This is a genomic window from Bacteroides oleiciplenus YIT 12058 (assembly GCF_000315485.1).
GTDB classification, from domain to species: domain Bacteria; phylum Bacteroidota; class Bacteroidia; order Bacteroidales; family Bacteroidaceae; genus Bacteroides; species Bacteroides oleiciplenus.
In genome coordinates, this window is the sequence record NZ_JH992940.1 from 1,215,782 (window position 1) to 1,241,489 (window position 25,708).

At 41.0% G+C, this 25,708-nt stretch carries 20 protein-coding genes and 1 tRNA gene; 10 read left to right on the top strand and 11 right to left on the bottom strand.

Annotated features, from left to right (window positions below):
* Positions 1-3 precede the first annotated feature (3 nt).
* The 8 genes from HMPREF9447_RS05260 to HMPREF9447_RS05295 all read left to right on the top strand — a co-directional run bounded on the left by HMPREF9447_RS05260 (position 4) and on the right by HMPREF9447_RS05295 (position 9,591).
* Positions 4-1,041: a hypothetical protein gene (locus HMPREF9447_RS05260; protein ID WP_008155691.1), complete on the top strand. Its 1,038-nt coding sequence runs from the start codon at positions 4-6 to the stop codon at positions 1,039-1,041.
* 223 nt (positions 1,042-1,264) lie between these two features.
* A complete protein-coding gene (locus tag HMPREF9447_RS05265) occupies positions 1,265-1,573 on the top strand; it encodes a DUF3853 family protein (RefSeq protein ID WP_080704548.1) in 309 nt (102 codons plus the stop codon).
* A 14-nt stretch (positions 1,574-1,587) separates the two neighbouring features.
* Positions 1,588-2,664 (top strand): AAA family ATPase, encoded by a 1,077-nt coding sequence (locus HMPREF9447_RS05270; protein WP_009128703.1) that lies wholly within the window; start codon positions 1,588-1,590, stop codon positions 2,662-2,664.
* Between the two features lie 224 nt (positions 2,665-2,888).
* On the top strand, positions 2,889-3,845 hold the full coding sequence (locus HMPREF9447_RS05275) for a toprim domain-containing protein (protein WP_008155696.1): 957 nt from the start codon (positions 2,889-2,891) through the stop codon (positions 3,843-3,845).
* A gap of 217 nt (positions 3,846-4,062) precedes the next feature.
* A complete protein-coding gene (locus tag HMPREF9447_RS05280) occupies positions 4,063-5,466 on the top strand; it encodes a hypothetical protein (protein WP_009128704.1) in 1,404 nt (467 codons plus the stop codon).
* A gap of 302 nt (positions 5,467-5,768) precedes the next feature.
* Positions 5,769-6,266, top strand: a complete 498-nt coding sequence (locus HMPREF9447_RS05285) for a hypothetical protein (RefSeq protein WP_009128705.1) — start codon at positions 5,769-5,771, stop codon at positions 6,264-6,266.
* A gap of 31 nt (positions 6,267-6,297) precedes the next feature.
* Positions 6,298-6,957, top strand: coding sequence for a hypothetical protein (locus HMPREF9447_RS05290; protein ID WP_009128706.1), 660 nt, complete (start codon positions 6,298-6,300; stop codon positions 6,955-6,957).
* A 15-nt stretch (positions 6,958-6,972) separates the two neighbouring features.
* Entirely contained in the window at positions 6,973-9,591 is a 2,619-nt protein-coding gene (locus HMPREF9447_RS05295) for a UvrD-helicase domain-containing protein (protein ID WP_009128707.1), read from the top strand.
* Positions 9,592-9,736: 145 nt separating this feature from the next.
* Here the strand turns inward: HMPREF9447_RS05295 and HMPREF9447_RS05300 are convergent.
* Positions 9,737-9,821 (bottom strand) — tRNA-Ser (locus HMPREF9447_RS05300).
* Between the two features lie 114 nt (positions 9,822-9,935).
* On the opposite strand from HMPREF9447_RS05300, the gene HMPREF9447_RS05305 reads away from it, so the two are divergent.
* Together HMPREF9447_RS05305 and HMPREF9447_RS05310 are read left to right on the top strand one after the other, a co-directional pair.
* Positions 9,936-12,461 carry an endonuclease MutS2 gene (locus HMPREF9447_RS05305; RefSeq protein WP_009128708.1) on the top strand — a complete coding sequence of 842 codons (2,526 nt, stop codon included), beginning with the start codon at positions 9,936-9,938 and terminating at the stop codon, positions 12,459-12,461.
* A 10-nt stretch (positions 12,462-12,471) separates the two neighbouring features.
* Positions 12,472-13,689 carry an L-serine ammonia-lyase gene (locus HMPREF9447_RS05310; protein WP_009128709.1) on the top strand — a complete coding sequence of 406 codons (1,218 nt, stop codon included), beginning with the start codon at positions 12,472-12,474 and terminating at the stop codon, positions 13,687-13,689.
* Between the two features lie 89 nt (positions 13,690-13,778).
* On the opposite strand, the gene HMPREF9447_RS05315 is transcribed toward HMPREF9447_RS05310, so the two are convergent.
* The 10 genes from HMPREF9447_RS05315 to HMPREF9447_RS05365 all read right to left on the bottom strand — a co-directional run bounded on the left by HMPREF9447_RS05315 (position 13,779) and on the right by HMPREF9447_RS05365 (position 25,686).
* A complete protein-coding gene (locus HMPREF9447_RS05315; RefSeq protein WP_009128710.1) occupies positions 13,779-14,282 on the bottom strand; it encodes a PepSY-like domain-containing protein in 504 nt (167 codons plus the stop codon).
* Positions 14,283-14,293: 11 nt separating this feature from the next.
* Complete coding sequence (locus HMPREF9447_RS05320; RefSeq protein ID WP_009128711.1) at positions 14,294-14,731, bottom strand: PepSY-like domain-containing protein; 438 nt, start codon at positions 14,729-14,731, stop codon at positions 14,294-14,296.
* A gap of 96 nt (positions 14,732-14,827) precedes the next feature.
* Entirely contained in the window at positions 14,828-16,117 is a 1,290-nt protein-coding gene (locus HMPREF9447_RS05325) for a sensor histidine kinase (protein WP_009128712.1), read from the bottom strand.
* Entirely contained in the window at positions 16,114-16,791 is a 678-nt protein-coding gene (locus tag HMPREF9447_RS05330) for a response regulator transcription factor (RefSeq protein WP_009128713.1), read from the bottom strand. Before HMPREF9447_RS05330 ends, HMPREF9447_RS05325 begins: the two co-directional genes overlap by 4 nt.
* A 55-nt stretch (positions 16,792-16,846) precedes the next feature.
* Complete coding sequence (locus HMPREF9447_RS05335) at positions 16,847-17,398, bottom strand: DUF4738 domain-containing protein (RefSeq protein WP_009128714.1); 552 nt, start codon at positions 17,396-17,398, stop codon at positions 16,847-16,849.
* A 231-nt stretch (positions 17,399-17,629) separates the two neighbouring features.
* Positions 17,630-19,546 (bottom strand): endonuclease MutS2, encoded by a 1,917-nt coding sequence (locus HMPREF9447_RS05340; protein ID WP_009128715.1) that lies wholly within the window; start codon positions 19,544-19,546, stop codon positions 17,630-17,632.
* A gap of 233 nt (positions 19,547-19,779) precedes the next feature.
* Positions 19,780-20,892 (bottom strand): metallophosphoesterase, encoded by a 1,113-nt coding sequence (locus tag HMPREF9447_RS05345; protein ID WP_009128716.1) that lies wholly within the window; start codon positions 20,890-20,892, stop codon positions 19,780-19,782.
* A gap of 114 nt (positions 20,893-21,006) precedes the next feature.
* Positions 21,007-21,234 carry a DUF4248 domain-containing protein gene (locus tag HMPREF9447_RS05350; RefSeq protein ID WP_009128717.1) on the bottom strand — a complete coding sequence of 76 codons (228 nt, stop codon included), beginning with the start codon at positions 21,232-21,234 and terminating at the stop codon, positions 21,007-21,009.
* An 84-nt stretch (positions 21,235-21,318) separates the two neighbouring features.
* Positions 21,319-21,783 (bottom strand): HU family DNA-binding protein, encoded by a 465-nt coding sequence (locus tag HMPREF9447_RS05355; RefSeq protein WP_009128718.1) that lies wholly within the window; start codon positions 21,781-21,783, stop codon positions 21,319-21,321.
* 627 nt (positions 21,784-22,410) lie between these two features.
* Complete coding sequence (locus tag HMPREF9447_RS05365) at positions 22,411-25,686, bottom strand: DUF6443 domain-containing protein (protein WP_009128720.1); 3,276 nt, start codon at positions 25,684-25,686, stop codon at positions 22,411-22,413.
* Between the last annotated feature and the right edge of the window lie 22 nt (positions 25,687-25,708).

The following is a 25,708-nucleotide window of genomic DNA, read 5'->3' on the forward strand; positions in this document are numbered from 1 at the left end:
TCTATGGCAGGAGAGATTAACAAACTGATTCCCCTATACGGAGAACTCAACAGGATATATAATGATTGGGTGACCAATTATGCTTTTTCTTTTGACAAGCAAAAATTCATCACCGATTTTTACAGGCAGCACAATGATACAAAGGCTTTTGAATCCGCTATCCTTGAACTGGTACTTGACAAGCATAAAGAACAATACACATTGATTCTCAATAGTTTAAAAATCGAAATAGAAAAGAATATACGGGCTTATGAAACAAAACCGCTGAATGATGACATCATAAAGCGTGTGTGTTTTCACTACGCAGACAGACGTAATTCTGCAATTAGAGACCAGTTGGAGATTACCACCAAGTTGCACGAGCCTTTGAATGACGCATACCACAGATATGATTTCATTGGTTTTCGGGAGCATACGGACGAAGAAGAAATACAGGCAGAAAAGGAATATGAACGCTGCAAGGCTGAATACGACAAGGAAAAGAAGGAATTGGATAAACTCTATGAACTGCAAAAGCAAGACCAGAAAGAGGCTTTTCAATATATCGAAAACCTTTCCAGTGATGTTTACCGCCTAAGCCTTCTTTTCATGGAAGTCCTGAAAAAATACCTTCCTGATGATGTGGAAGAAAAACGACCGGAGGAATCAGTCGAGCAAAATGCGCAAGAAGAAGTACAGAATACACCGGAGGAACAGCATGAATATTTTGACATGAAGCCGCTTTCGCCTATTTATGAAACCTGTGTCGGGGAACAGTTCGAAGCCATTACCATAGCGGACTTCTATGCCAATATAAATCTGTACCCCTGCAAGAACAGATTAAAAATCAAGGCAAGGGAAAAGATACGGGTGTGTTACCTGATATTCCTGATGAGTGAAAAACTATCCAAGCAATACAGGGACGAATGGCGAGACAAGATATTGAAACTACTGGATATTGACGAGAGCTATTACAGATCGAAGTACAAAGAACCCGTTTCCGATTTTCCAAGTGATAGCAACCAGAAATTCGCCAAAGAAATGGAAAGCATATTCAGATAATTCGTGATACATCCTGACATTCCATGAAATTACCACTTTTACCACTCAAATTAATTTTTGAGTGGTATTTTTATTCTCTGATATTCAGATGAATAATAAGACATTCCATTTACATTAACCACATCCTTACCACTTATAACCCTACCTAATTTTGCATCGTTCGAGAACATAGATAACAGCCAGTGCGCAGGGCTGATTGTTTAACGACTAAATAGATTGGACGATGACAAATCTTCAAGAGTTATTATTAAAACCCGTCTGGCAGATGACAGGCGAAGAGTTCATATTCCTAAGCAAGCACGCTTCCAACCAAACGGAAGCGCAACCGCAGCCCATCACGGACATGGAAAGGAAGTATGTGTACGGAATACCGGGCATTGCCAAACTGTTCGGGTGCAGCCTGCCCACCGCCAACCGTATAAAGAAAAGCGGAAAGATTGACAAAGCCATTACGCAAATAGGGCGCAAGATTATCGTTGATGCGGAACTTGCCCTTGAACTGGCCGGAAAGAAAACCGGAGGACGAAAATAACGGGAGGTGTACTTATGGATTATATGAAAGACAACAAGGAAATATCGGCAGAAGAAGCCGTAATCCTTTGGCAAGCCTCACGTTTGAGCCTGTCGAAAAGTTATGAAAAAGCACCGGAGATTCTCAAAGTACATGGTTCCGTCATAGGGACATTGGGGAATTTCAGTGCATCCATCGGCAAAGCCAAGAGCAAAAAGACGTTCAATGTGTCGGCTATCGTAGCCGCCGCATTGAAGAACGGCACAGTGCTGCGATATGTGGCTGAACTTCCGGAAGACAAACGGAAAATCCTTTATGTGGACACGGAACAAAGCCCTTATCATTGCCTGAAAGTCATGAAACGTATTTTGCGGATGGCCGGGCTTCCCGATGACAGGGACAATGAAAATCTTGAATTTCTTGCTTTGAGGAAATACACGCCCGAACAGCGTATCAGGATTGCAGAGCAGGCTATCTACAATACCTCCAACATAGCCCTTGTAATCATAGACGGTATTCGTGATATGGTATATGACATCAACAGCCCCGGCGAATCCACACGCATCATATCCAAACTGATGCAGTGGACGGACGACAGGCAGATACATATCCATACGATACTGCATCAGAACAAAGGGGATGAAAATGCGAGAGGGCATATCGGTACTGAACTGAACAACAAGGCAGAAACCGTACTCCTTGTGGAAAAGGACAAGAACAACGGGGATATAAGTAAAGTATCAGCCATGCACATAAGGGCAATGGACTTCGAGCCTTTCGCATTCCGTATCAACGACAATGCCCTGCCCGAACTCATGGAGGGTTACAAGCCCGAAGCCAAGAAACCGGGAAGGCCGGAAGAGGAAAAGTTTGACCCTTACAGGCACATCACCGAACAACAGCACCGCATCGCACTGGAAGCGGTTTTCGGACTGAAAGAGGAATATGGCTACAAGGAGCTGGAAAATGCCTTAATCAAAAGCTATACGTCAATAGGTGTAAAGCTGAACCATCAAAAGGCGGTACCGCTCATCACCATGCTTCGCAACAAACGGATGATAGTGCAGGAGAACGGCAGGAAATACACGTTCATGCCCGACTTCCACTATTAGCCTGTTGTTTGTAATCGCTTCACTTTATTCTGTGGGTCTATATATTAGGAATAAAGCGAAGCGGTTGCAGGAAGTACAAAACCACTTCACTTTACTACCGTATCCTATATATACGAAAATAAAGTGAAGTGGTTATACAGACCGTACTTCTTAAAATGGTACGGGCGAAAAGAAAAACGAATCAATTTAGCAACCAATTTACCAACTACTAAAACAATCATTTTATGGATATACAGACAGCCAAGCAAATCAGGATAGCAGATTTTCTGCACAGTTTGGGATATTCTCCCGTCAAGCAACAAGGTATCAACCTGTGGTATAAATCACCGTTAAGGGAAGAAGCAGAAGCTTCGTTCAAGATAAATACCGAACGTAACCAATGGTATGACTTCGGTTTGGGCAAAGGTGGCGGTATCATTGAACTGGCTGCACACCTGTATGCTACCGACCATGTACCTTACATTTTAAAACGGATAGCGGAACAGACACCGCATGTGCGCCCGGTATCTTTCTCTTTTGGCAAGCAAAACTCTTCCGAACCGAGTTTCCAACAGTTGGAGATTGTTCCGTTATCGTCCCCTGCCCTGCTTGCCTACTTGCAGGGAAGAGGAATAAATATGGAACTGGCAAAAAGAGAATGTAGTGAAGCCCGTTTCACCCACAATGGCAAACGGTACTTTGCCATCGCCTTTCCCAATGGTTCGGGTGGATTTGAGGTTCGCAACCGCTATTTCAAGGGTTGCATCGCACCCAAGGAAATCTCCCACATCAGGCAGTCGGGGAAAGCAAGGAATACCTGTTATGTGTTCGAGGGATTCATGGACTACCTCTCCTTTCTGACATTGAGACAGGAGAGCTGCCCGAATTATCCGGAGTTGGACGGACAGGACTACATTGTATTGAACTCCGTATCGAATGTAAACAAGGCTCTCTATCCGTTGGGCAGCTACGAACGCATCCACTGCTTTTTTGACAACGACCATGCAGGCATGGAAGCTCTCCGACAAATCCGCAAGGAATACGGCAGAGACCTGTACATCCGTGACGCTTCACAGACTTACAACGGATGCAAGGACTTGAATGAATACTTGCAGAAACAGGTTGAAAGAAAAAGGCAAGTCCGGTCTGTCAAAGAGACGCGCAGCCAGTCACCGAAAAAGAAGAACGGCTTTCAGTTATAGCCCACTATAACTACACGCTCCGCTTTCGTAGTTGTGGGCTCTCCCGAGGGGATTAGGGCTTTGCCCTAATGACCCACTCAGGGCGTTTCACCCCTGAGAACCCCGAGCAAAGAGTGACCCTCTCTTTGCAATCTCCGCTTATGGGTTACACCCCCTAAGAACCCCTCTGCGGAAGCGAGCAAAGCAATCAATTGTAAACAATAAAAACAGAATAGTTATGGCAACAAAATCAAGCATACATATCAAGCCTTGCAACATCGCATCGAGCGAGGCGCACAACCGAAGGGCTGCCGAGTATATGCGTAATATCGGGGAGTCCAGAATCTATGTCGTTCCCGAACTTTCCACCGATAACGAACAGTGGATAAATCCCGACTTCGGCACTCCCGAACTGCGGACGCACTATGACAACGTCAAACGAATGGTCAAGGAAAAGACCGGACGTGCCATGCAGGAAAAAGAAAGGGAACGCAAGGGAAAGAATGGAAAGACTATCAAGGTGGCGGGATGTTCCCCCATCCGTGAGGGAGTGTTACTCGTCAGACCGGACACCACACTGGCTGACGTGCGTAAATTCGGCGAGGAGTGCCAAAGGCGTTGGGGCATCACACCGCTTCAAATCTTCCTGCACAAGGACGAGGGGCATTGGCTGAGCGGACACCCCGAAGCCGAAGATAGGGAGAGTTTCCAAATAGGCGAAAGATGGTTCAAACCGAATTATCATGCCCATATCGTTTTCGACTGGATGAACCACGAAACCGGAAAAAGCCGAAAACTTAATGATGAAGATATGACCGAAATGCAGAGCTTGGCATCCGACATTCTAATAATGGAACGTGGGCAGTCAAAGGCCGTCACTGGCAAAGAGCATTTAGAGCGAAACGACTTTATCATTGAAAAACAGAAAGCTGAACTGCAACGTATAGAGGAAACCAAACGACACAAGGAGCAACAAATAAGCTTTGCCGAACAGGAGCTGAAACAGGTAAAATCGGAGATACGCACCGACAAGCTCAAAAGTGTAGCCACTGATGCAGCCACCGCCATAGCAAGTGGTGTCGGTTCTCTTTTCGGCAGCGGTAAATTGAAAGATTTGGAACAATCTAACGAGAATTTACGTCATGAAATAGCCAAACGTGACAAGGGTATTGATGAATTAAAAGCCAAGATGCAACAAATGCAGGAACAGCACGGCAAGCAGATTCGTAACCTGCAAGGAATACATAATCAAGAGCTTGAAACCAAAGACAAGGAAATATCACGATTGAACACCATTCTTGAAAAAGCATTCAACTGGTTCCCATTGCTCAAAGAGATGTTGAGAATGGAAAAACTATGTTATGCTATCGGATTTACCAAAGACATGGTAAACAGTCTTTTGACCAAAAAAGAATCTATCAGGTGTAATGGTAAAATTTATTCCGAAGAGCATAGACGAAGATTTGAAATCAAGAATGATGTTTTCAAAGTGGAGAAAAGTCCGGTCGATGATAACAAATTGGTGCTGACCATAAACCGACAACCGATAGGTGAATGGTTCAAGGAACAATGGAAGAAATTAAGGCAAGGTTTGCGACAGTCTGCGGAAGAGCCAAGAAAAAGTAGAGGGTTCAGAATGTAATTTTGATAGTATTTGATTGTATCTCAATAAAATTAAATATCTTTGTAAGCGGATTGAGGCAACTCTTTCCAAGACATAAGAAAAAAGAAGAAGCGTTATGCTTATCTTGTACTTGAAAACGTAGGAAATTTTCAAATTGGATACAAGGATAGCATAGTGGTTCTCACGCTATAGCGTGGGCTGCTATTGTTACATCCGTATCCAAGGTTTCCTACGACCTTCAAGTAAGAGTGTGGCATACAGTTCCACGCTTCGTGATTTAACCCATCCTTTGTGGAAGCTGGAGGATAAATGTGTAGTGTATGAACGCAATTAAAAATTGGCTATTAGTTTTTTGCACCATTCTATTAGCAAATGGGTGTGCACCACTTCGAACACCTGTAATAGTAAGGAATGCTCCTATTGAAATGTATAAATACGCATACATTTCTCCGACAAAGGAATTGACATCAAGCACAGGAGGTACATATGGAGGTCAATATGGTATCTATGGCTCTTCAACTACCAAAAGTGTTAATCCGAGTGATGTGATAGCAGGAATATTGATAAAACAGGGGTATATTATATTGCCTGAACTCAAATCCGAATTAGCGAATGAAACCTTAATTGTCAATTATGGCGAGAGTGGTAGGCGTAACAGAGGTTTAGGCTATACAATAGAAGTAACCATACAATTTAGTTCTGCAAAAACCAATGAAATGATATGCTCTTGTACGGCAGAGGGGCAAGGAGAAACAGAAGCTGATGATATTCGCCAAGCCATTAGACGAGCATTGTCAAGTTTATTCCCTGAAAAATAAAATCAATTAATAGCCAATAATATAATAAATTATGAAGAAGCTTATTGTATCATTTGCATTGATGGTTATTACGTTGGCATCGTATGCCCAAGTTTATAAAATGTATAGTACGCGAAACTATCATAACCAGCTTCGTTTAAATACGATGACAGGTGAAGTGCAGCAAATACAAGATGATGGTCAGTCTTGGATTATTTGTAGTGCAAGAGAAATATCTGGAGATAAGGAAAGTAGGTTTTGCCTTTATGAAACACAAAACATGTGGACTTTCATAATGCTTGATACATATACAGGGAAAAATTGGCAAGTTCAATTTAGTGTAAAAGGTGAAGATTATATGTTTGCTGCCCCAATCAACATCTTCTCTCTTGCATATCCCGAAGCAACTTCAAATTGGACTAATAGGTTTCAGATGTTTGCCACCCAAAACATGTGGACTTTCATATTATTAGATTCGTATAATGGACGACTATGGCAAGTCCAATATAGCACACAAGATTTAGATAATCTATTTTGCATACCTATAAACAAAGACGAATTAGGATCCGATAACGAAAAATGTATATTCTCTATTCAACCATTGACAAGCATGTATCAATACTATCTTATAAATGATAGGACAGGTGACATGTGGAAATTCCAATGGAGTACCAAGGGGGATGATTATAGGTGGATTGAAAAATTTAAATAGTCATCATCCTCTGATATGCAGTTGGTTTTACTTATAGTTGTGGTTTCTCTTGTTGCTATTTCTGTTATTGCAGTAGCCACAATACGAATACGCCTAAAAAACAAGTCCAAGGAACTTTCAGAAAAGTTAAACCACATATCTTCTTATAGCAATAAATCCAATTATGAGCAAGCAAAAGAGAGATTGTCGGCATTAAACAACGAAGCATTTATTGATATTCCGACCGACCTTAATAATGTTTTTTCATGTAAGATAATCTCTGCAACGCAAGAAAAGGATTTCACAAATCATTATATACCATATTTTCAAGAGGCGCATTCATTAGTCAAGAGACTTGAAGCCTTCAATATCACTCCATCTGTAGCAATCTCAAACCTAATTCGTGACTTTGGGAATATCAATAAGATTGTCAAGCAACATAATGATGCGGTTATAAATTCTTTACTTGATACACATAAAGAATTTTTCGACCATTGTTTGAAATATCCATTGGACAAGCAGCAAAGACGCTCAATCGTTTCAGAAGAAGATAATTGCTTGGTTGTTAGTAGCGCAGGTAGTGGAAAGACCTCTTCTATTGTTGGAAAAGTCAAGTATCTAACAGAAATAAAAGGCATTGTACCTCATAGAATCTTACTCATTAGTTACACGAACAAAGCAGCAGCCGAACTTACGGAAAGAATGGCTACTAACGGCTTGAAAGGTTATACTTTTCATAAATTAGCCATTGATATTATTGGAAGAGCAACAGGCACAAAACCATCTATTTGCGATAATACTGATTCTTTATTCGTAGATATTTATCACACTTTATTAGGGAATAAGGATTTTAAGAATAGTATAGTAGAATATTTTATTGATTATCAATCCAATGAAGCGGATTGGGAGCAACGCAAGAATGAAAGGCGAGAAAAGTTATCGGAACAAAAAAATGTTCAGTTAAAAGCAATGTGTCCCGATATGGATGGTCGAGCCATATATGTGAGAAGTGAGCAAGAGCAAAAGATATGCTTTGTCTTGTCTTCACTTGGAGTAAGATTCAGATATGAAGAGGCATACGAACATCAATTGGCAGATGAAATGCACTCTCAATATCGCCCCGATTTTTCCATATATTTCGAGCAAAATGGAGTAACCAAACGAATCTATCTGGAGCATTTCGGGGTTGATGAACATGGTCTTGTTCCAGCTTGGTTTGCAAAGGATAAAAATATAACATACGAAGAAGCCAATCAAAAATATAATGATGGTATAACTTGGAAGAAAGCAGCTCATGAGAAATTTGGCACTCAACTTTTAGTAACATCAAGTGCTGATTTCCATTATTCTGATATTAGGGATAAACTCCGTAAACTATTAGATGATGCAGGTGTACCAATTCAAGAGAAAACGGATGAAGAGTTATATGATTTAGTTTTACCCAAAGGAAGTAAGCAGGAAAAGGCATTTATACGACTTGTTGTTACTTTTGTGACATTAGTGAAATCAAGCTGTAAATCAGTTAAGGACGTTCTTAAACGAGCGAAGTATGCAGAGGATGAACGGAGTGTTTTTATTATCAAGAATATATTCCAGCCTGTATATGAACGCTATATAAGCGCATTAAGAGATAATAACCAAATTGATTTTACTGATGCGATTCTTCAAGCCACAGAAATATGTCGTGTTTCACGTCCTGTTGAGTATGATTATATCATCGTGGACGAGTTTCAAGACATATCTGTTGACCGTTATAACTTTTTAAAAGTGTTGCGTGAGGGAAATCCACCAGCAAAGTTGTATTGCGTAGGCGATGACTGGCAGTCCATATATCGTTTTTCGGGAAGTGATATGGCTCTTTTCAATCAATTCTCCGAATACTTTGGAGCAACAGAAATAAATAAGATTGAAACCACATACAGATTTGGAGAACCTTTGGTTTCGTTGTCCTCTCATTTCATACAACGCAATAAATCACAAATTCAGAAAGATATACACTCGTTCAGTTCTGAAATGAAAACAGAATTGGAGTTTTATTCTTATGACAGACGTGATTATTGCAATACGATAGGGCAACTTGTAGCTTCTATTCCATCAGACAAATCAATATTTTTGTTGGGACGTTATTCCTTTGATGATTATTATCTCTCTTTTATGTACCAATCCATCAAAGAGGGCAATAGGTTCTTTTATGTGATAGGAGGACGAAAAATCGAGTTTTTGACTGTACATAAATCGAAAGGTCTTGAAGCAGATTACGTAATACTCTTGCAATGCAATAAAGACACTTATGGCTTCCCATCTCTTGTGAGTGACGACCCTGTGCTTAACTATGTACTAACTAAAAGCGACCAATTCCCATATGGAGAAGAACGTAGATTGTTTTATGTAGCAATAACAAGGGCAAAGATGAAAACTCTTGTGCTATATGACAAGCGTTTCCCCTCTGTATTTGTGGATGAATTTTTGCATCCTGAAAAGGTTTCAGAAGAGAGTTATGTGAAGCACCCCAATGCCAATAAAAGATGGACAAGAAGTGCAGACCAATTTCTATTGAAACTGCATAATGAGGGTAAGAGCGTCAAATATATTGCAAACAAAATGGGCAGAAGTCAAACGTCAATTGTTATGCGATTGAATAAACTTAATCAATAATAATGCTCTATTTTTACCCAATAACATTGGTTGTGTCCCTATTTTCAAGTATAAATCTTAAATAATACAAAAGCACCCAATTTTACACTCTTGGGTGTAAAATTGGGTGCTTGTTTTACAATCTGCTGATTTTCAGCGTTTATTGCGGAGAGACAGGGATTCGAACCCCGGGTACCTCGCAGTACAACGGTTTTCAAGACCGCCGCAATCGACCACTCTGCCACCTCTCCAAAACTTCTCTTTCAAGAAGTGCTTTTCTCCTAAAGCGGTGCAAAGGTACAAATCATTTTTAATTCTACAAACTTCCTGCCATTTTTTTCGCGAATAAATACTACTTTTGCACCATGATATATCCACAGAACTTTGAACATAAGATAGGTTTCGACCAGATACGCCAGCTGCTAAGCGAAAAATGCCTTAGCACATTAGGAGTAGAGCGAGTGACTGACATGGCATTCTCCGACCACTTTGAGGAAGTGGAAGAGCGTCTGAACCTCGTCACCGAATTTATCCGTATTATAGAAGAGGAAGATAATTTCCCTGCCCAATACTTTTTCGACGTACGCCCGTCACTAAAACGAATACGCGTAGAAGGAATGTACCTGGACGAACAGGAGCTATTCGACCTGCGTCGTTCACTGGAAACGATACGTGATATCGTACGCTTTCTTGAAAAAGAAGATACAGAGGAAGAAGACTCCCCCTACCCTTGCCTCCGGCATCTTGCCAAAGATATATTGGCATTTCCGCAGCTTATCCAGAAGATAAACAACATTCTTTCACCCTATGGAAAGATCAAAGATAATGCCTCTTCCGAATTAGCACGCATCCGCCGTGAACTGGCAAGCACAATGAGTGGCATTTCTCGTTCGCTGAATAGCATCCTACGCAATGCCCAATCGGAAGGTGTGGTTGATAAAGATGTCACTCCCACCATGCGTGATGGTCGTCTGGTAATTCCTGTTGCACCAGGGCTGAAACGGAAGATAAAGGGAATCGTACATGACGAATCGGCAAGTGGAAAAACCGTATTCATTGAACCGGCCGAAGTGGTGGAAGCCAACAACCGCATCCGTGAACTCGAAGGCGAAGAACGCAGAGAAATTATCCGTATCCTGGTAGAATTCTCCAACTTATTGCGTCCTTCCATCCCCGATGTGCTACAGTCTTACGAATTTCTTGCCGAGATAGATTTTATTCGCGCCAAGAGTTTGTTTTCCCTGCAAATATCAGGCATAAAGCCTGCACTAGAGAATACGCAGCTATTAGACTGGACGATGGCTGTGCATCCGTTATTGCAACTCTCTCTTGCCAAACATGGCAAGAAGGTAGTTCCTCTCGATATTGAGTTGAACAGACAGCAACGCATCCTTATAATCTCAGGTCCGAATGCCGGTGGTAAATCCGTTTGTCTCAAAACAGTAGGTTTATTGCAGTATATGTTGCAATGTGGCATGCTCATCCCCATGCACGAACGTAGCCATGCGGGGATTTTCAGCAGTATCTTTATAGATATAGGTGACGAACAATCCATCGAGGATGACTTGAGCACCTATTCTTCACATCTGACCAATATGAAAATAATGATGAAGAGTTGCAATGAACGCAGCCTCATCCTCATCGATGAATTCGGTGGTGGCACAGAACCGCAGATTGGCGGCGCCATAGCCGAAGCCGTACTGAAGCGCTTCAACCAAAAGCTGACGTTCGGTGTTATCACTACACACTACCAGAATCTGAAGCATTTTGCCGAAGATCATGAAGGAGTAGTGAACGGAGCTATGTTGTACGATCGCCACTTGATGCAAGCGCTCTTTCAACTTCAGATAGGTAATCCCGGAAGTTCGTTTGCCGTAGAGATTGCCCGGAAGATTGGTCTTCCGGAAGATGTCATTGCTGATGCATCTGAAATTGTAGGCAGTGAGTACATTAACGCCGATAAGTACCTCCAAGACATTGTACGCGATAAGCGATATTGGGAAGGAAAACGCCAGACCATCCGCCAGCGCGAAAAACACATGGAAGAAACCATCTCCCGCTACCAGACGGAAATGGAGGACTTGCAGAAGTCCCGAAAAGAAATCATCCGGAAAGCTAAGGAGGAAGCAGAGCAGTTGATGCAGGAAGCTAATGCACGAATTGAGAATACCATACGTACCATCAAGGAAGCGCAGGCGGAAAAAGAAAAGACCCGCCAGGCACGTCAGGAACTGACAGAATTCCGCGAATCAATGGAAACCCTTGCCTCCAAAGAACAAGAAGAGAAGATAGCTCTTAAGATGCAGAAATTGCAGGAAAAGCAAAATCGAAAAAAAGGCAAGAAAGCAAAAGAGCTTGGAAGCGGTCTTTCGGCACAAGAGCAAGCGGCACAAAAAGCTAAACAGGAAGCAGAACGTTTGGCAAGTATTGTTCCCGGCGCTATGGTGAAAATTAAAGGCCAGAGTGCAGTGGGCGAAGTAATGGAAGTGAACGGTAAAAATGCCATCATTGCTTTCGGAAGTATCAAAACCACCGTAAAAGTGGAGCGCCTGGAACGCACGAACATTACCCCGCAAAAAGTGGACAGTTCTACCAAGAGCACATTCGTCAGCAACCAAACGCAGGACAGCATGTATGAGAAGAAGCTGCACTTCAAACAAGACATCGACGTACGCGGTATGCGTGGCGACGAAGCCTTGCAGGCAGTGACTTACTTTATTGATGATGCCATCCTCGTGGGTATGGCCCGTGTACGTATCCTTCATGGAACAGGTACGGGTATTTTGCGTACACTTATCCGTCAATACCTGCAAACAGTTCCCGGCATAAGGCAGTTTGCTGACGAACATGTACAGTTTGGCGGTTCTGGAATCACAGTCGTTGACCTATAAACAATATACCATGAAATCAATCAAAGAACTCTACCGTATCGGTACAGGTCCCTCAAGCAGCCATACAATGGGACCACGCAAGGCTGCCGAACTTTTTCTGGAAAAACATCCGGAAGCTTCTTCTTTTAAAGTGACTTTATACGGTAGCCTTGCCGCTACGGGTAAAGGACATATGACCAATATAGCCATTACCGATACGCTGCAACCTGCTGCTCCGGTAGAAATTATCTGGGAACCGAAAATATTCCTCCCCTTCCACCCTAATGGAATGAAGTTCGTATCTTTGGATGCAACAGGAAAAGAGACGGATTCATGGACGGTATTCAGTGTTGGCGGCGGCGCTCTGGCCGAAGAAAATGATGGTGCATCTTCTGTCAACACTTCAGACATCTACACCATGAACCACATGACCGAAATTCTACAATGGTGCGAGAAAACCGGAAGAAGTTATTGGGAATACGTCAAGGAATGCGAAGAAGAAGATATTTGGGATTATCTGAGTGAGGTATGGAAAACCATGCAGGCAGCCGTTCGTCGTGGACTGGAACAAGAAGGTGTATTGCCCGGACCACTGAACCTGCGCCGTAAAGCCTCCACCTATTATATACGTGCCAGCGGATACAAACAGTCTCTGCAATCACGTGGATTGGTATTTGCCTATGCCCTTGCCGTAAGCGAAGAAAATGCTTCGGGCGGAACGATAGTTACTGCACCTACCTGCGGTTCCTGCGGTGTGATGCCGGCTGTACTGTATCATCTTGCCAAAAGCCGTGACTTCAGTGAAATCCGTATTCTCCGTGCTCTTGCCACAGCAGGACTTGTAGGAAATATCGTGAAGACCAATGCTTCTATTTCAGGAGCGGAAGTTGGATGCCAGGGAGAAGTAGGTGTAGCTTGTGCTATGGCCTCAGCCGCCGCCAACCAGCTATTCGGAGGTAGTCCGGCCCAGATAGAATATGCTGCTGAAATGGGATTGGAACATCATCTGGGTATGACGTGCGACCCAGTATGCGGATTGGTACAAATTCCTTGTATCGAACGAAATGCATATGCTGCTGCCCGCGCATTAGATGCCAATCTCTATTCTTCTTTCACTGATGGTATGCACCGTGTATCTTTTGATAAAGTGGTAGAAGTGATGAAAGAAACCGGAAATGACCTGCCGTCGCTCTACAAAGAAACCAGCGAAGGCGGACTTGCAAAAGATTATCGCCCAATGGGAGAGTGAAGATAGTGGTTAAGGGTTAGTGATTAGTGATTAGTACCTGCGGCATCACAGCGCAGTCCACTAATCACTAATCACTAATCACTAATCAACTAATTTACCGGCGGATAAATCGTATCATCCTTACCCGATATATCTACCGTATTCATCAGTCCTCCATCTTCAGAATAGAACAACTGATATTTCAGTTTTCCTTGTTCTACTTCAATAACATACTGCATAGGCTGTAATGGATAGAACAAAAAATAATAATCATCTTGTACCCAGTTGGCATAGGTACCATTACTAAATGCTGTCTGTACAGCAGCTGGAACATCATTCCAATATAATTCTGATTCCGTCATCAGCCAATTAGCATTAGTATCAAACCATATATTCGATTCCTTTCCATCCAGCCAGCAGTCGGCAACGTAATACGACTTTTTCTGTTTCCATTCTACACCTGTTGCACTCGGATACCTCTGTTTCAGAGCCTGTTCCACAGATGCCGGCACATTAATGCCTTTATCATCATCGTCATCATCACTACACGCACTGAATGTCATAGCAGCTATGCACATCATCATCGCTAACATCAAAAATCTTGTTTTCATCATTTCTTCCTCCATTAATCATCCATGCTGACAAATTGTCCCTTCTTGTTAAACTTCAAAGAGAAATCATTCGCAAGTTCCACTTCTATACCCACACCTTTACGCTCTATCTTAGTGATAATCTCATTAGGAAAATTAGCCTTTACATAATCCTTAATAGAAACGGGGATTAAGGCAGCAGGTACGGCATTCTTCTTGCAGTCTATTTCTGTCCAGTTACCTTTTTTATCGAACTCGATTTCCGTGCGGTCAGTCAGAAGCACTTCATACTTTTTAGATAATAAATCACTGTCTATCTTGATATACGAAATCTGCGGTTTACTGAAATACTGATTAATAAAGTTACGCGCAGTCAATGGAAGTTCCTTCGCATCCTTAGTGATGACATCACCTGCAAAAGCGAATTGAACGGCTACGATAGCCAATACGAGAATAGATAAAATCTTTTTCATAATCGTTATTTTTTAAAGTGTTACTAATTATTTCCTGTTTTTATTCACACTGCAAATAACGACATAGAACTGGGAAAGATTTGGGAATATCCGCCTTTAGCTTTTCTTTTTAAGTTCTTTAACAAGCAAGAATACATGCATTCCTTCCTCCCACTTATAAGTCAGGTGGAGAGATGCAGATGTGGCAATGGAACGAGCAATCGCAAGCCCTAACCCGGTGGAATCTTTCTTCCCGTCAATGCCACGATAGAAGCGCCGGAAGAGTTTTTCTCCATCCAAAGGCTGGTCACCACTATTCTTTATACTCAGTGAGGAAGGAGTAGTTACAATATGCAATTCACCACCTGCACGGTTGTGTAGCAGAGAGTTCTTCACCAGATTGGAAACTAGAATCTGCGCCAGAGAAAGGTTACAACGAATTATAAAAGGCATCTCTCCTTTTGTACGTATCAATTGGATATGTTTCCCCTCATATATGTCCATCAGGTCAGGCAACAGTTCATCCAACACATCATCTACAGATACATCTTCTGTCTCGGTATATTGTCCGTTCTCAATACGGGACAGTAACAACAAAGACTTATTCAGCCTCACCGCCCTACCCAACGTAGCATATATCTCATCCAGTTCTTTCAACTGTTCTTCCGTCATCGACTCATTTTCGGCAAGTAACTCCACCTTACCGCGCACAATGGCAAGTGGTGTCTGCAACTCATGTGAAGCATTCTCAATAAACTGTTTCTGTTCTTCGTATGCCTTGTAACTACGGTTTCCCATATCAACAGCTGCCTCCCCCAACTGACGAAACTCCCGGATCTTTGTAGGATTATCTAACGCCGGAATTTCTTTTCCCGGTTGAATCAGCTTCAGCCAGTCCAGCAGACGATGTAACGGACGGAACACACTTTGCAATATCAGTCGCGTTCCAATAGATGTACAAATCAAGAACAGCAGGAACAACGCTCCCAAGTACCACAGAATAGCTTCTACCATGTCATCACGTTCCAGAATGGAAATCATCAGTTCCAGTTCGTAATATTGCCCGTCCGGCATACAAAAAGCTGTTTTCATAACCCGCACCGGCTCATCCTCATCCTCACTCTCTATATAGACAGTGGAGTCATAATATACTTCATCATAATCTTCCGCTTCTTCCTCGGATATAGGACGGAATTTGTAAAAAGACATCAGCGTTCCTTCTGTATCAAGGATGGAAGGGTCCATCAGGGCATTACTAATCAATATTTTACCATAGTTTTCAAGTGTATCATCCGTTTCATCCACCACCTCATCAACGATGGCATAATAAAACAATACCCCCCATGCCGCCATTAGCAAAAATAGCAGCAACGAAAGCTTTCCGTAAGTATAGTGAAGTAGTTTCATACCTCAGAGAGTTTATATCCAAAGCCATACACTGCTTTTAGCTCTACGGTAGCTTCGGCCTGTTTCAGTTTCCGGCGGAGATTTTTCACTTGTGAGTAAATGAAATCTAATGAATCTGCCTGATCGATATTATCACCCCACACAGATTCTGCAAGACTCATCTTATTGATGACACGATTAGGATTGACCACAAAGTAATAGAGTAAATCAAACTCTTTCCGATTCAGTTGCAAGGGGATTCCCCCAACTTCCACCTGTCGCTTATCAGGATACAGCAGTAAATTACCCACTGTAATAGAGACATCTCCTTTTGCCTGTCGGCGACGGATTACGGATTTAACACGCGCATTGAGTTCCGCCAAATGGAAAGGTTTCGTAAGATAGTCATCAGCTCCCAGTTCCAATCCCTCCACTTTATCGTCAAGAGAATCTTTGGCTGAAATGATTAGTACGCTGTCGCTGCGATGCAGACGCTTGAGTTCGCGCAACAAATCCAGACCACTTCCGCCGGGTAACATAATATCCAGCAAGATACAGTCATAATCGTAGTCATTCACTTTCTCCAGCGCCGAAAAATAGTCAGCGGCAGCTTCCACTACAAAGTTCTCTTTCAAAAGGGAGATACGGATAGTTTCCCGCAAATCCGGTTCGTCTTCTACAATCAAGATTTTCATACCGACAAAGGAAACTCATAAATTAGGAAACATTCTGGAATTCTTCACTCGCAACTTAATTAATGCTGTCTGTTTCGTACAAATCTTCCAGCAATTCTTCTTTCGCCATAGATATTTTTCCGTCCGGCGTAACTGTCAGAGACAACGGAATATAGAGATCAGTCTGCGGATAACAAATGCTTGCCGCATATACAATACCTTTCGGTGTGGTCTTATCATACACCAACCCTTCAAGAATGGAGTGTTTCAGAAATCTTGCATCCACCAATGAAGCAAAACTCTCCTTCGTGAACGCCTTGTCTACAACAGACTTACCACCAGAAGTAATACGCAATGTGATTCTGTTATCTACGAACTTCTCTCCCTGTTCATTTATCACGACAGGCAAGCCGTCATCGGGTCTGCGAACCACATTCGACTGATAATCCTTACCTTTATAAGTAAAAGTCGTCTTTGTATCAGACACCTGCATACGCTGCAAACCGCTGGCATCCACACTGTCTTTCATCAGTACGTGTATGTCTGCCCCATCCCCTTTTTTCTGTGAAGAACAAGCGGACAATAACCATATCGCTATACATATCCAGAAGTAAAATACGTTTTTCATTCTACCATTTGTTTACAATTAACGGGAACAAAGGAACAAAAAGAGAGGCAAAAATACAAGGGAAAGCCAAAATAAATAAAAAACGGGCGAATCATCATCCGCCCGCTCTAAACTAATACCTGCATATCTTTTATCATACCTATTGAATTACAATGCTTATAAGACAATAGGAAAAGAGAAAAGTTTAATTAAGCTCTTCACTTTAACATAAAACAAGATTTAAAAACAAAATCATCGTTTACTTATGTTTTTTTTACTGACTAATTCCAATCTATTTAAAGCAACGGTACTTCTAATCATTCCAAAAGCAACCGCAGCCTGCTTACCCTGTATTTCCAAAACATTCCCGATAGTAATTTGTCCGTTCAGTCTAACGCTATCGCCTTTTTCTATTATGCCATTTTGGAGAGATTTTCCTTCAATAGCTTTATTCACTTTGGCTTTCACAGATTGAGATGCTTCATTGATAACAGCCGAATTCTCTACTATTTCTTTTCGCTTATCTTCCCAAAAGATTTTATCACGGGCGATAGACTGCAACAAGTTATCCATATTGATAAAATCCTCTCCCAATTTTGCAGATGACTCAACAATAATATCCTTTGGAAGCCCAATCCGGGTTGCAACTTCAATAGCAAAAGAACTACCCGGATTACCGATTGAAAGCCGATAAAGCGGTTGCATACGTTCGACATCATAAAGCATTGCACCGTTAACAATTCCATCTGTTTCATAAGCGAAGTGCTTCAGATTCTGGAAGTGTGTTGTAATTATCCCAAAGCTACCCTTTTGATTAAATCTGTCGAGTAAAGTTTCGGCAATAGCGCCCCCTATCTGGGGCTCTGTTCCGCTTCCGAACTCGTCAATCAAAATAAGCGCTTTACGATTGCAATGCTCTATGAAATACTTCATATTTGTAAGATGTGAAGTATAAGTACTCAGGCTATTTTCAATACTTTGGCCGTCACCAATATCTACAAAAATATGTTCAAATATTCCGGTCCGTGAGTTTTCACTTACAGGAATAAGTAAGCCGCATTGTAACATATATTGCAGTAATGCCACTGTTTTCAGACAAAGAGATTTTCCTCCTGCGTTTGCGCCTGAAACAATTAGCAATCTATTTTCCTGATTAAGAACAATATCCAGAGGATATGCCTGTTTATTCTGCCGGAGCAATTGAATGTGCAGAAGCGGATGTACGGCTTGCACCCATTCAATTTGTTGTTTATTCTCAAACACAGGTTTTAGTCCATTTATTCGCACTCCAAATGATGCTTTTGCACGAATAAAGTCCATTTCTCCCATAAAGTTATACGAATGGAAAATGTCCGGCAAACATAAACGAACCTGCCCTGTAAATTCAACAAGAATCTTCACGACTTCACGGCGTTCATCAGCTTCCAGCTCCTTAAGGCGGTTATTTGCTTCTGCAACAGCTTCCGGTTCAATAAAAACTGTTTTTCCACTTCCAGAACCGTCATGTACACGCCCTTTGATTTTCCGTTTATTAGCAGCATCAACAGGAATTACCATATGTCCATCACGCATACTAATATTCGCATCTTTTCCTATCAGCCCCGCCTTCTGTGCATCACGTATGGCACTCTGCATATTACGTGTAACAGCTTTAGCAACTTCCACTTTATCCCTACGGATATCTGCAAGACGACGTGAAGCATTATCTTTGAGCTGGCACAACGATTTATCCAATATGGAATTAGCCTTTTCGATTATTTTAGGGAACACTTTTATTTCATCTGCCATTGAAGTCAAAGCAGGATATTTAATGCCTCCCGTATTAGTTTTTGCGGCATGCAGAAAGTCTACTATGTTGCTGATTGTCTGAAGTGAGTTCATTAAGCTGAAAATCTCTTCTTCTGAGAGCCATGCAGTGATATCTTTCTCCACTTTCCGCAGAGAATCACGAACATCTAAAAAATTATCAGAGGGAAAATCTTCTTTGTTTTGCACAATTTGTGCAAACTCACCTGTTTGTTCCAACCATTTTTCGAGGGTAGCAAAGTCTGCCGAGAAACTCATATCTGCCACTTTTTCTTCTCCGAGCTGACACAAACATTTTTCTATAATGTATTGACGAACTGTGTCGATTCCTATTCTTTGTTCAAAATTATCCGGGTAAATCATAATCTCAAATATTATTACGATATCAGCTACCAGCCATCAGTAAACCGATAGCCCAATATACAGTTGATAAATAGTATAACTAAATAAAACTGAGATTTCCCATATTCCGACAATGCACTAAACTTCTGATAGACAAGAGCTGCCTATTTAGTACCATTGATATCTCACAGGTTAGAGATAAGAACTCGCAATATGGTATTTACACGGATGCACAACACATAAAATCGTGAATTTTAATGATTATCGGACGCGAAGGTAGGCATTATATTTGAAAGATACAACACCGCCATATCACTATTTGTTCCGATTCGGAAAGGAGGCCCCCAAAGAGACAATCCACTGGACACATAGATGTGTGATTTATTCCACTTGCGGTAACCATGACTTTGTTCATACAGTCTGTCGGTCAACCAGCTGATAGGCCATACCTGTCCGTGGTGTGTGTGCCCACTGAACTGCAAATCTATTCCTAAAGAATCTGTTTTCTTCAAATTATAAGGTTGATGATCCAAAACAACCGTAGGTTTACTATTGTCTGTTCGCTTTAACAACTCAGGCAAGGAGTGGCGCGAACGGTTGGAACGGTCGTCACGCCCTATTATCTGCATACCATTAGGTAGTGTCACCACGGAATCACGCAATAGTTTTATGGGGGTCGTTTTCAAGAAGCGGACACATTCATCAATGCCACTGATATATTCATGATTGCCCGGAACCATGTAAATACCCATCGGAGCTTTCAGTTCCGCCAATTCTTCCGCCATATTTTCATGGTACAACGGGATGAGGCTATTGTCTATCAAATCACCACCGATAAGTATTAAATCGGGAGTCTGGGCATTTATCATATCCACATACCGCTTCAGCATAGCTTTTCCCGTTCCATTGCCTAAATGGAGGTCGCTTACGGCAACAATCTTCACTCCTTCACCTTCTATGGGTTTGTCGATAGGAATATTTATATTTTTTATCTGCGGATGGAGATAATTATAGTAACCGTACAGGAGCAGGCAGCAGGTAAAACTTAAAGCGTAGCAAAAGCCATACTTCATTGTCGGCACAAACAGCCTCACCACATCCGTCAGCAACAGAGACAATATCATATACAGCGTAAATACCAACCATACCGAGCCGACACAAAACATTGTTTTCGACAAGGAGACAGGTATCTCTATGTGGCGGGTCAATAGAGCGATTACCAACGAAAATGCCGCCAACCAGAAAAAGACAGACAACAGAATCCTCAAAGGCAACGATACTCCGGAAAGCATCTGCAAAGCACGAATAAAGATGTACACGTTACCACCTATATAGCCAAGTATAAATACCAAGAAAAATATTCTCATAATCGTTATCAATTTAAATAGGCTCAAAAATATCGTCAAAAAGCCAACTAAGTTCCATTGACTCAGTTGGCTTTATTCTTAATTATGAATTAATAACATACCTAACTATAAAGTTTAGGGTTCATCCAGATAACGAACAATTATCGAGACTTGCTTAGGAACAAAGGTTCGCGCTCTGGGCGTATAGCCTGTGTGAAGCAAAGCTGCATAAAGTTCTTTATTCAATTTTATCCAGTGAGTAAGTGTACGAATAGCACAACGCTCAGTTATGTCAGGACAATACAGATGAGCTAATTCCTTTTTTCTATATGTCCGGATGCGAAACACAGGTTCATCTTCCATGATTATAAAGCTTAGATTTATTTTGTAAAGATACAACATTCAAAAGGCGAAATCAAGTTTTCAGAGGGAATAAATTGATTTTGTTTATCCCAATGGATTGTCACCAAGATCTCCCTCACCACCTTCATCAGGATCAGGAGTTGTGCCACCAGAAACCGCTACCTCTCCAACCATACGCGTCAGGCTGGCATTCCGCAGCATATCCTGAAAAACGGTTCCCGGGCTGAAAATGATTTTTCTACGACGAATCGTACTTGTTGTCACATCTTCCAGTTTATCCTGGCTCTTCGCATTAATACCGGGGCGGAAACAGCCGAAATCTCCCAATTGTACGGAAAAGCCTTTGTTAATATTCAACTTCAAAGTATCAATCAGTGCATCCAACACGAATTTCACAGCACCACTCGGCACCAGACCGACTTTTGTCACCTCCTCACACAGTTCTTTAAAGTCAATCAACCCAAGTGTACGCGATTCAGCTACAAACTTTTCAGCTTTTGTTTTGTCAAAGCCAAACACTCTTTTTCTTACAACATAACGTAAAGACATAATTCTTAAAGTTTAAATGGTTAATAAATTGTTCTTTGTTTGTGATCACGTTGCAAAGATACTATGCCGTGAAAGCGGGGTGGTGCTTTAACGGTGACTTAGGTATATATTAGTAGAAAAAAGCTGGATATATTATAGCTAGTAAGTCTCTGAAATATAACAGTATAAGAATACTATAAAAAAAGTATATCATTTTGTACAATATCAATTATTCCTATTTTTCGACAGCTTTAACACGCTTTTAGCTTAACAAAGCAATTAAAGGACAGCTAATGATACATATTATAAATAAACCTTAGACAATATATTTCTATCAGAATGGCAATGCTTAAAATCCAATACCAATTTTTCTTTGTCCACAGAACTTTTAGCCTTAAACAGCGAAAAAGTAATATAACAATAAATGGAGACAAGCTAATAAGAGAATAAGCATATATTATCCACGATATTTGTTCTCCATATATACAATCGACAACAAACCATACAACAACAAAAAAGACAATAAATACGACAAAAGCTCCTATAAAAAGAAATAAAGGGTTTATATCTCCAAAATTCTTTTTAAGGTCTATACCCATCAATATTAGGGCAGGAAATAAAATCAATAAAACAGACAGTATATCCATATTATTTTTCTCTTATTATATTACCTTTTTCATCAACTCGATACGTACCGGTAGGAAGTCTCCATAATTGATCTATAAAATCCGTTATGCTATGTCCCTTATGTTCATCGTTATTAAAATAAACTGTTGCCCCCTTGATGGAACCGCTAGGGCTACCCAACAAACGATTATTCGCTATCATATCGTTTGTATTAGTCACTTGATACGTAGCTACACCTTCAACAGCAGTCTGCTTTGTAGGTTGAAAAGGAGCAAAATCCATTTCAAAGGCAATAGAATTTAATGGAATATTATTTTCTACAAAGTATTCTTTCAATGCTTGAATATATCCCTTGGCATATGCTGCACCCATACTATGAGTTAAAATTTTAATAGTTTCCTTTATATTGCCCCTTTCGTCACTAATCATATTTACTATTTTCATAGCATCCATCTTACCTTCTTTATACCCATAATCTTTTCTATAGTTGGCATTCAATATTTTATTATCTTCCTTTAACGCTTTAAAACCTCCTAAAGCTCCATCTTTATACAAAAATTTATCATCATTTAGTATTTTCATAGCCATGATATCAAAGCCCCCCCAATATTTACTAGTACCTCCACTTCCATTGTGAAATCCATTTATAAAAAGTACAAGTTTTCCCTGTTTATCCACTGCATTAACTGGACTATTCAAGCAATAAGTATACGGGCTTGTAGAGTAATACTTTTCGCCCATTGGATCCACAACATGCCATCTCCCCAGCGTCGCATCATACATCCTCGCCCCATAATCATACCAATCCAGTCCATGCATTCTATCCAATTCCTTTCCATTATACTTATAAGATTGAATACCCGAGGTAGCAGTATTAACTTCAAATAGACCACCAAAAGGATAATAATGATTAATCTGCTCAACCGTACCCGTTTGATTTATGACAACACGATTATTTTCCTGATGATCTTTCAGGTAATAATGGTAAGTATGGACACCACCACTAACCGTCACATAACCTTCTTCAGTAAGAATCTTGCTAAGGCTTTCATTTTCATAGATCACATTACCGCAATAATCAGTTTTATCAGTATGAGAAACCTGATTATCAGCTAAATCTACTATCTGCCCCATTGGAACAGAAACATTAGCTATTGCCGTCTTATGGACAACCCGCCGCTTCACGCCATCAGCACCGTAAAAATAATCGGCACAGTTGCCATTCGTAAATTGCAATGTACTTGGCAAATTTAAACTATTATATTGAACCTTCGATATTTTCTTATCGTAATCTTGTTCTAAATTTCCATTAGCATCATATTTATACTCTATCCCCGTACTATTTGAACCATCTACAAAGTTAAAGGCACCACTATAAAGAGGGTCAGTAGCAGCATCATTGGCATATTTCAGTTGATTCCCATCATAAACAATAGTTAAATTATCAATCATACCATAAATAGTACTACTCGTTTTGCCATAACGTTGAAGATATCTGATATTTCCATTCTTATCATAACCTGTAACATTCTCGGAAAAACGCCCAGCATTGGCAGATATAGTAGAACTTTCACCGTATGCAGCATTCTTCATACGATTTAAATTGTCGTAAGTAAATTTATAGCCACGAGTTACATCCTCATCTCCACTTACCCAAGTCATACTACTGATATTTCCGTTATAGTAAGCAGTGCTGGTACCCGTATTATAATAAAGGTTTTGAGTAAACTTTAAACCATCTATTTTTATGAGCCAATCGCGGATATTATAAGTATAAGTAAGCATATGCCCAGAACCATGTAGTGACTTTGTATGTAAACGTCCAAAGTTATCATACGTATTGTCAGCCATTGTAACCGTCTTGTTGTTTAGGCTGTACTGTACCTTGATCACACGTTCCGCATGGTCATAACCATAGGTATAAACTTCTGTTTGAGTATCCTTGCCTGCCGCAGAATGAACATGTTGTACAGTCAGGGGTTTTCCTGTAAAAGTATAGGTCGTGCTAACCGTCTCATACCCGCCCATATGATTACTGGAAACCGACTTTACTACACGTCCTTCATTATCATAATAATTTGCCGAATAGAGTTTTGCACCATTTTCAATCAAAGTAATAACACTGCCAGTGAGAAAACCTTTACTAGTAGCGCTGACACTGGCATTTACAGCAGGAAAATGGTTATCACCAACGAAACCTGTCAATGCTAAAAAATCATATCCATCATAGTAATTTACCATATGCAGAGTGGCAGACGTCAATGTAAAACTGGAAGAATATCCACTATTCCCCAATCCTGAATTAGTACTTAATCGTATACAACTAACAACCTCCGAAGATGCTGAATCAGTATTGGTATTTTCACACACGCCCTGCACCACCAAACGACGAAATTTATCATACAAATAGAATGTCCATTGCTTAGTCGTTCGCTGGTTGCCATCCTGGGAGAATATAAGGTTGTCTGCCATGTCATAAACATACGTGATGGCCTGTACGCTGGGTAGTTTCTTTTCGATACACCGATTACGTCCATCGTACTTGTATTGGAAAGCATATAAAGCCAAATTTGCGTTTTCCTGATACATGGGCTGAAGAACAAAACATTGATTGCCGTAATCATCAAAAACATAATAGGTATCATTCGTCAGATTCCCTTCCATCCGACGGATCAGTATGACACGATCCAGTTTATCGGCGAAAGAATAGCTCACATTGCCATCTTCATCTGTTGTTTTAGTCACCTTGAGCTGGGTAGCAGCATAGTTCCCGTTATCAACCAACGTCCCTGAAGTATTCACTGAATAGTTAATACAATGGAGCGGAGGAGTGGAAGTATTTGTCAAATATTCCACAGCTACCGGATGCCCGCTATACCAAGCCGCACCGGGATCATACTGCTGTACAATACGGTTCAAAGGGGAGGGCTCATAAATGGGCTGGCTATAAGGACGAGAATCATTATCATGATTACCCGGTGCAGCACTTTTAAACGAAGAAGGCGCAAGGTAATCAGAGCTGGCAACTATAGGCAACCAGGTTTTATCCGCCCGTCCCACATCGTCATATTCCTGTAAAGTTACCAAAATGCTATTTGCCGGTACCTTATCATTTTCAACCGGTTTATGTACAGTTTGAAATGGACGTCCCAAACCATCATAGTAGACAATCTGCTCAATATATGATTTACCTGATGTATTCAGCATAGTGCGAGTGCAAATATAATTTTGATTACCCACTTGCGCTATTACTATACTCGAAAGACTAAGTGCTATCAATAAATATAAATATTTCATATCTAACTAATTTAAACGGTAA

Bases quoted from the DNA above. Each gene is read 5' to 3' on its own strand.
- HMPREF9447_RS05335 (WP_009128714.1), bottom strand. From the start codon at position 17,398: ATGAAAAACGTATTTTACTTCTGGATATGTATAGCGATATGGTTATTG.
- HMPREF9447_RS05325 (WP_009128712.1), bottom strand. From the start codon at position 16,117: ATGAAACTACTTCACTATACTTACGGAAAGCTTTCGTTGCTGCTATTT.
- HMPREF9447_RS05355 (WP_009128718.1), bottom strand. From the start codon at position 21,783: ATGTCTTTACGTTATGTTGTAAGAAAAAGAGTGTTTGGCTTTGACAAA.
- HMPREF9447_RS05295 (WP_009128707.1), top strand. From the start codon at position 6,973: ATGCAGTTGGTTTTACTTATAGTTGTGGTTTCTCTTGTTGCTATTTCT.
- HMPREF9447_RS05265 (WP_080704548.1), top strand. From the start codon at position 1,265: ATGACAAATCTTCAAGAGTTATTATTAAAACCCGTCTGGCAGATGACA.
- HMPREF9447_RS05280 (WP_009128704.1), top strand. From the start codon at position 4,063: ATGGCAACAAAATCAAGCATACATATCAAGCCTTGCAACATCGCATCG.
- HMPREF9447_RS05315 (WP_009128710.1), bottom strand. From the start codon at position 14,282: ATGATGAAAACAAGATTTTTGATGTTAGCGATGATGATGTGCATAGCT.
- HMPREF9447_RS05345 (WP_009128716.1), bottom strand. From the start codon at position 20,892: ATGAGAATATTTTTCTTGGTATTTATACTTGGCTATATAGGTGGTAAC.
- HMPREF9447_RS05310 (WP_009128709.1), top strand. From the start codon at position 12,472: ATGAAATCAATCAAAGAACTCTACCGTATCGGTACAGGTCCCTCAAGC.
- HMPREF9447_RS05365 (WP_009128720.1), bottom strand. From the start codon at position 25,686: ATGAAATATTTATATTTATTGATAGCACTTAGTCTTTCGAGTATAGTA.
- HMPREF9447_RS05350 (WP_009128717.1), bottom strand. From the start codon at position 21,234: ATGGAAGATGAACCTGTGTTTCGCATCCGGACATATAGAAAAAAGGAA.
- HMPREF9447_RS05275 (WP_008155696.1), top strand. From the start codon at position 2,889: ATGGATATACAGACAGCCAAGCAAATCAGGATAGCAGATTTTCTGCAC.
- HMPREF9447_RS05305 (WP_009128708.1), top strand. From the start codon at position 9,936: ATGATATATCCACAGAACTTTGAACATAAGATAGGTTTCGACCAGATA.
- HMPREF9447_RS05340 (WP_009128715.1), bottom strand. From the start codon at position 19,546: ATGATTTACCCGGATAATTTTGAACAAAGAATAGGAATCGACACAGTT.
- HMPREF9447_RS05290 (WP_009128706.1), top strand. From the start codon at position 6,298: ATGAAGAAGCTTATTGTATCATTTGCATTGATGGTTATTACGTTGGCA.
- HMPREF9447_RS05260 (WP_008155691.1), top strand. From the start codon at position 4: ATGGCAGGAGAGATTAACAAACTGATTCCCCTATACGGAGAACTCAAC.
- HMPREF9447_RS05285 (WP_009128705.1), top strand. From the start codon at position 5,769: ATGAACGCAATTAAAAATTGGCTATTAGTTTTTTGCACCATTCTATTA.
- HMPREF9447_RS05270 (WP_009128703.1), top strand. From the start codon at position 1,588: ATGGATTATATGAAAGACAACAAGGAAATATCGGCAGAAGAAGCCGTA.
- HMPREF9447_RS05330 (WP_009128713.1), bottom strand. From the start codon at position 16,791: ATGAAAATCTTGATTGTAGAAGACGAACCGGATTTGCGGGAAACTATC.
- HMPREF9447_RS05320 (WP_009128711.1), bottom strand. From the start codon at position 14,731: ATGAAAAAGATTTTATCTATTCTCGTATTGGCTATCGTAGCCGTTCAA.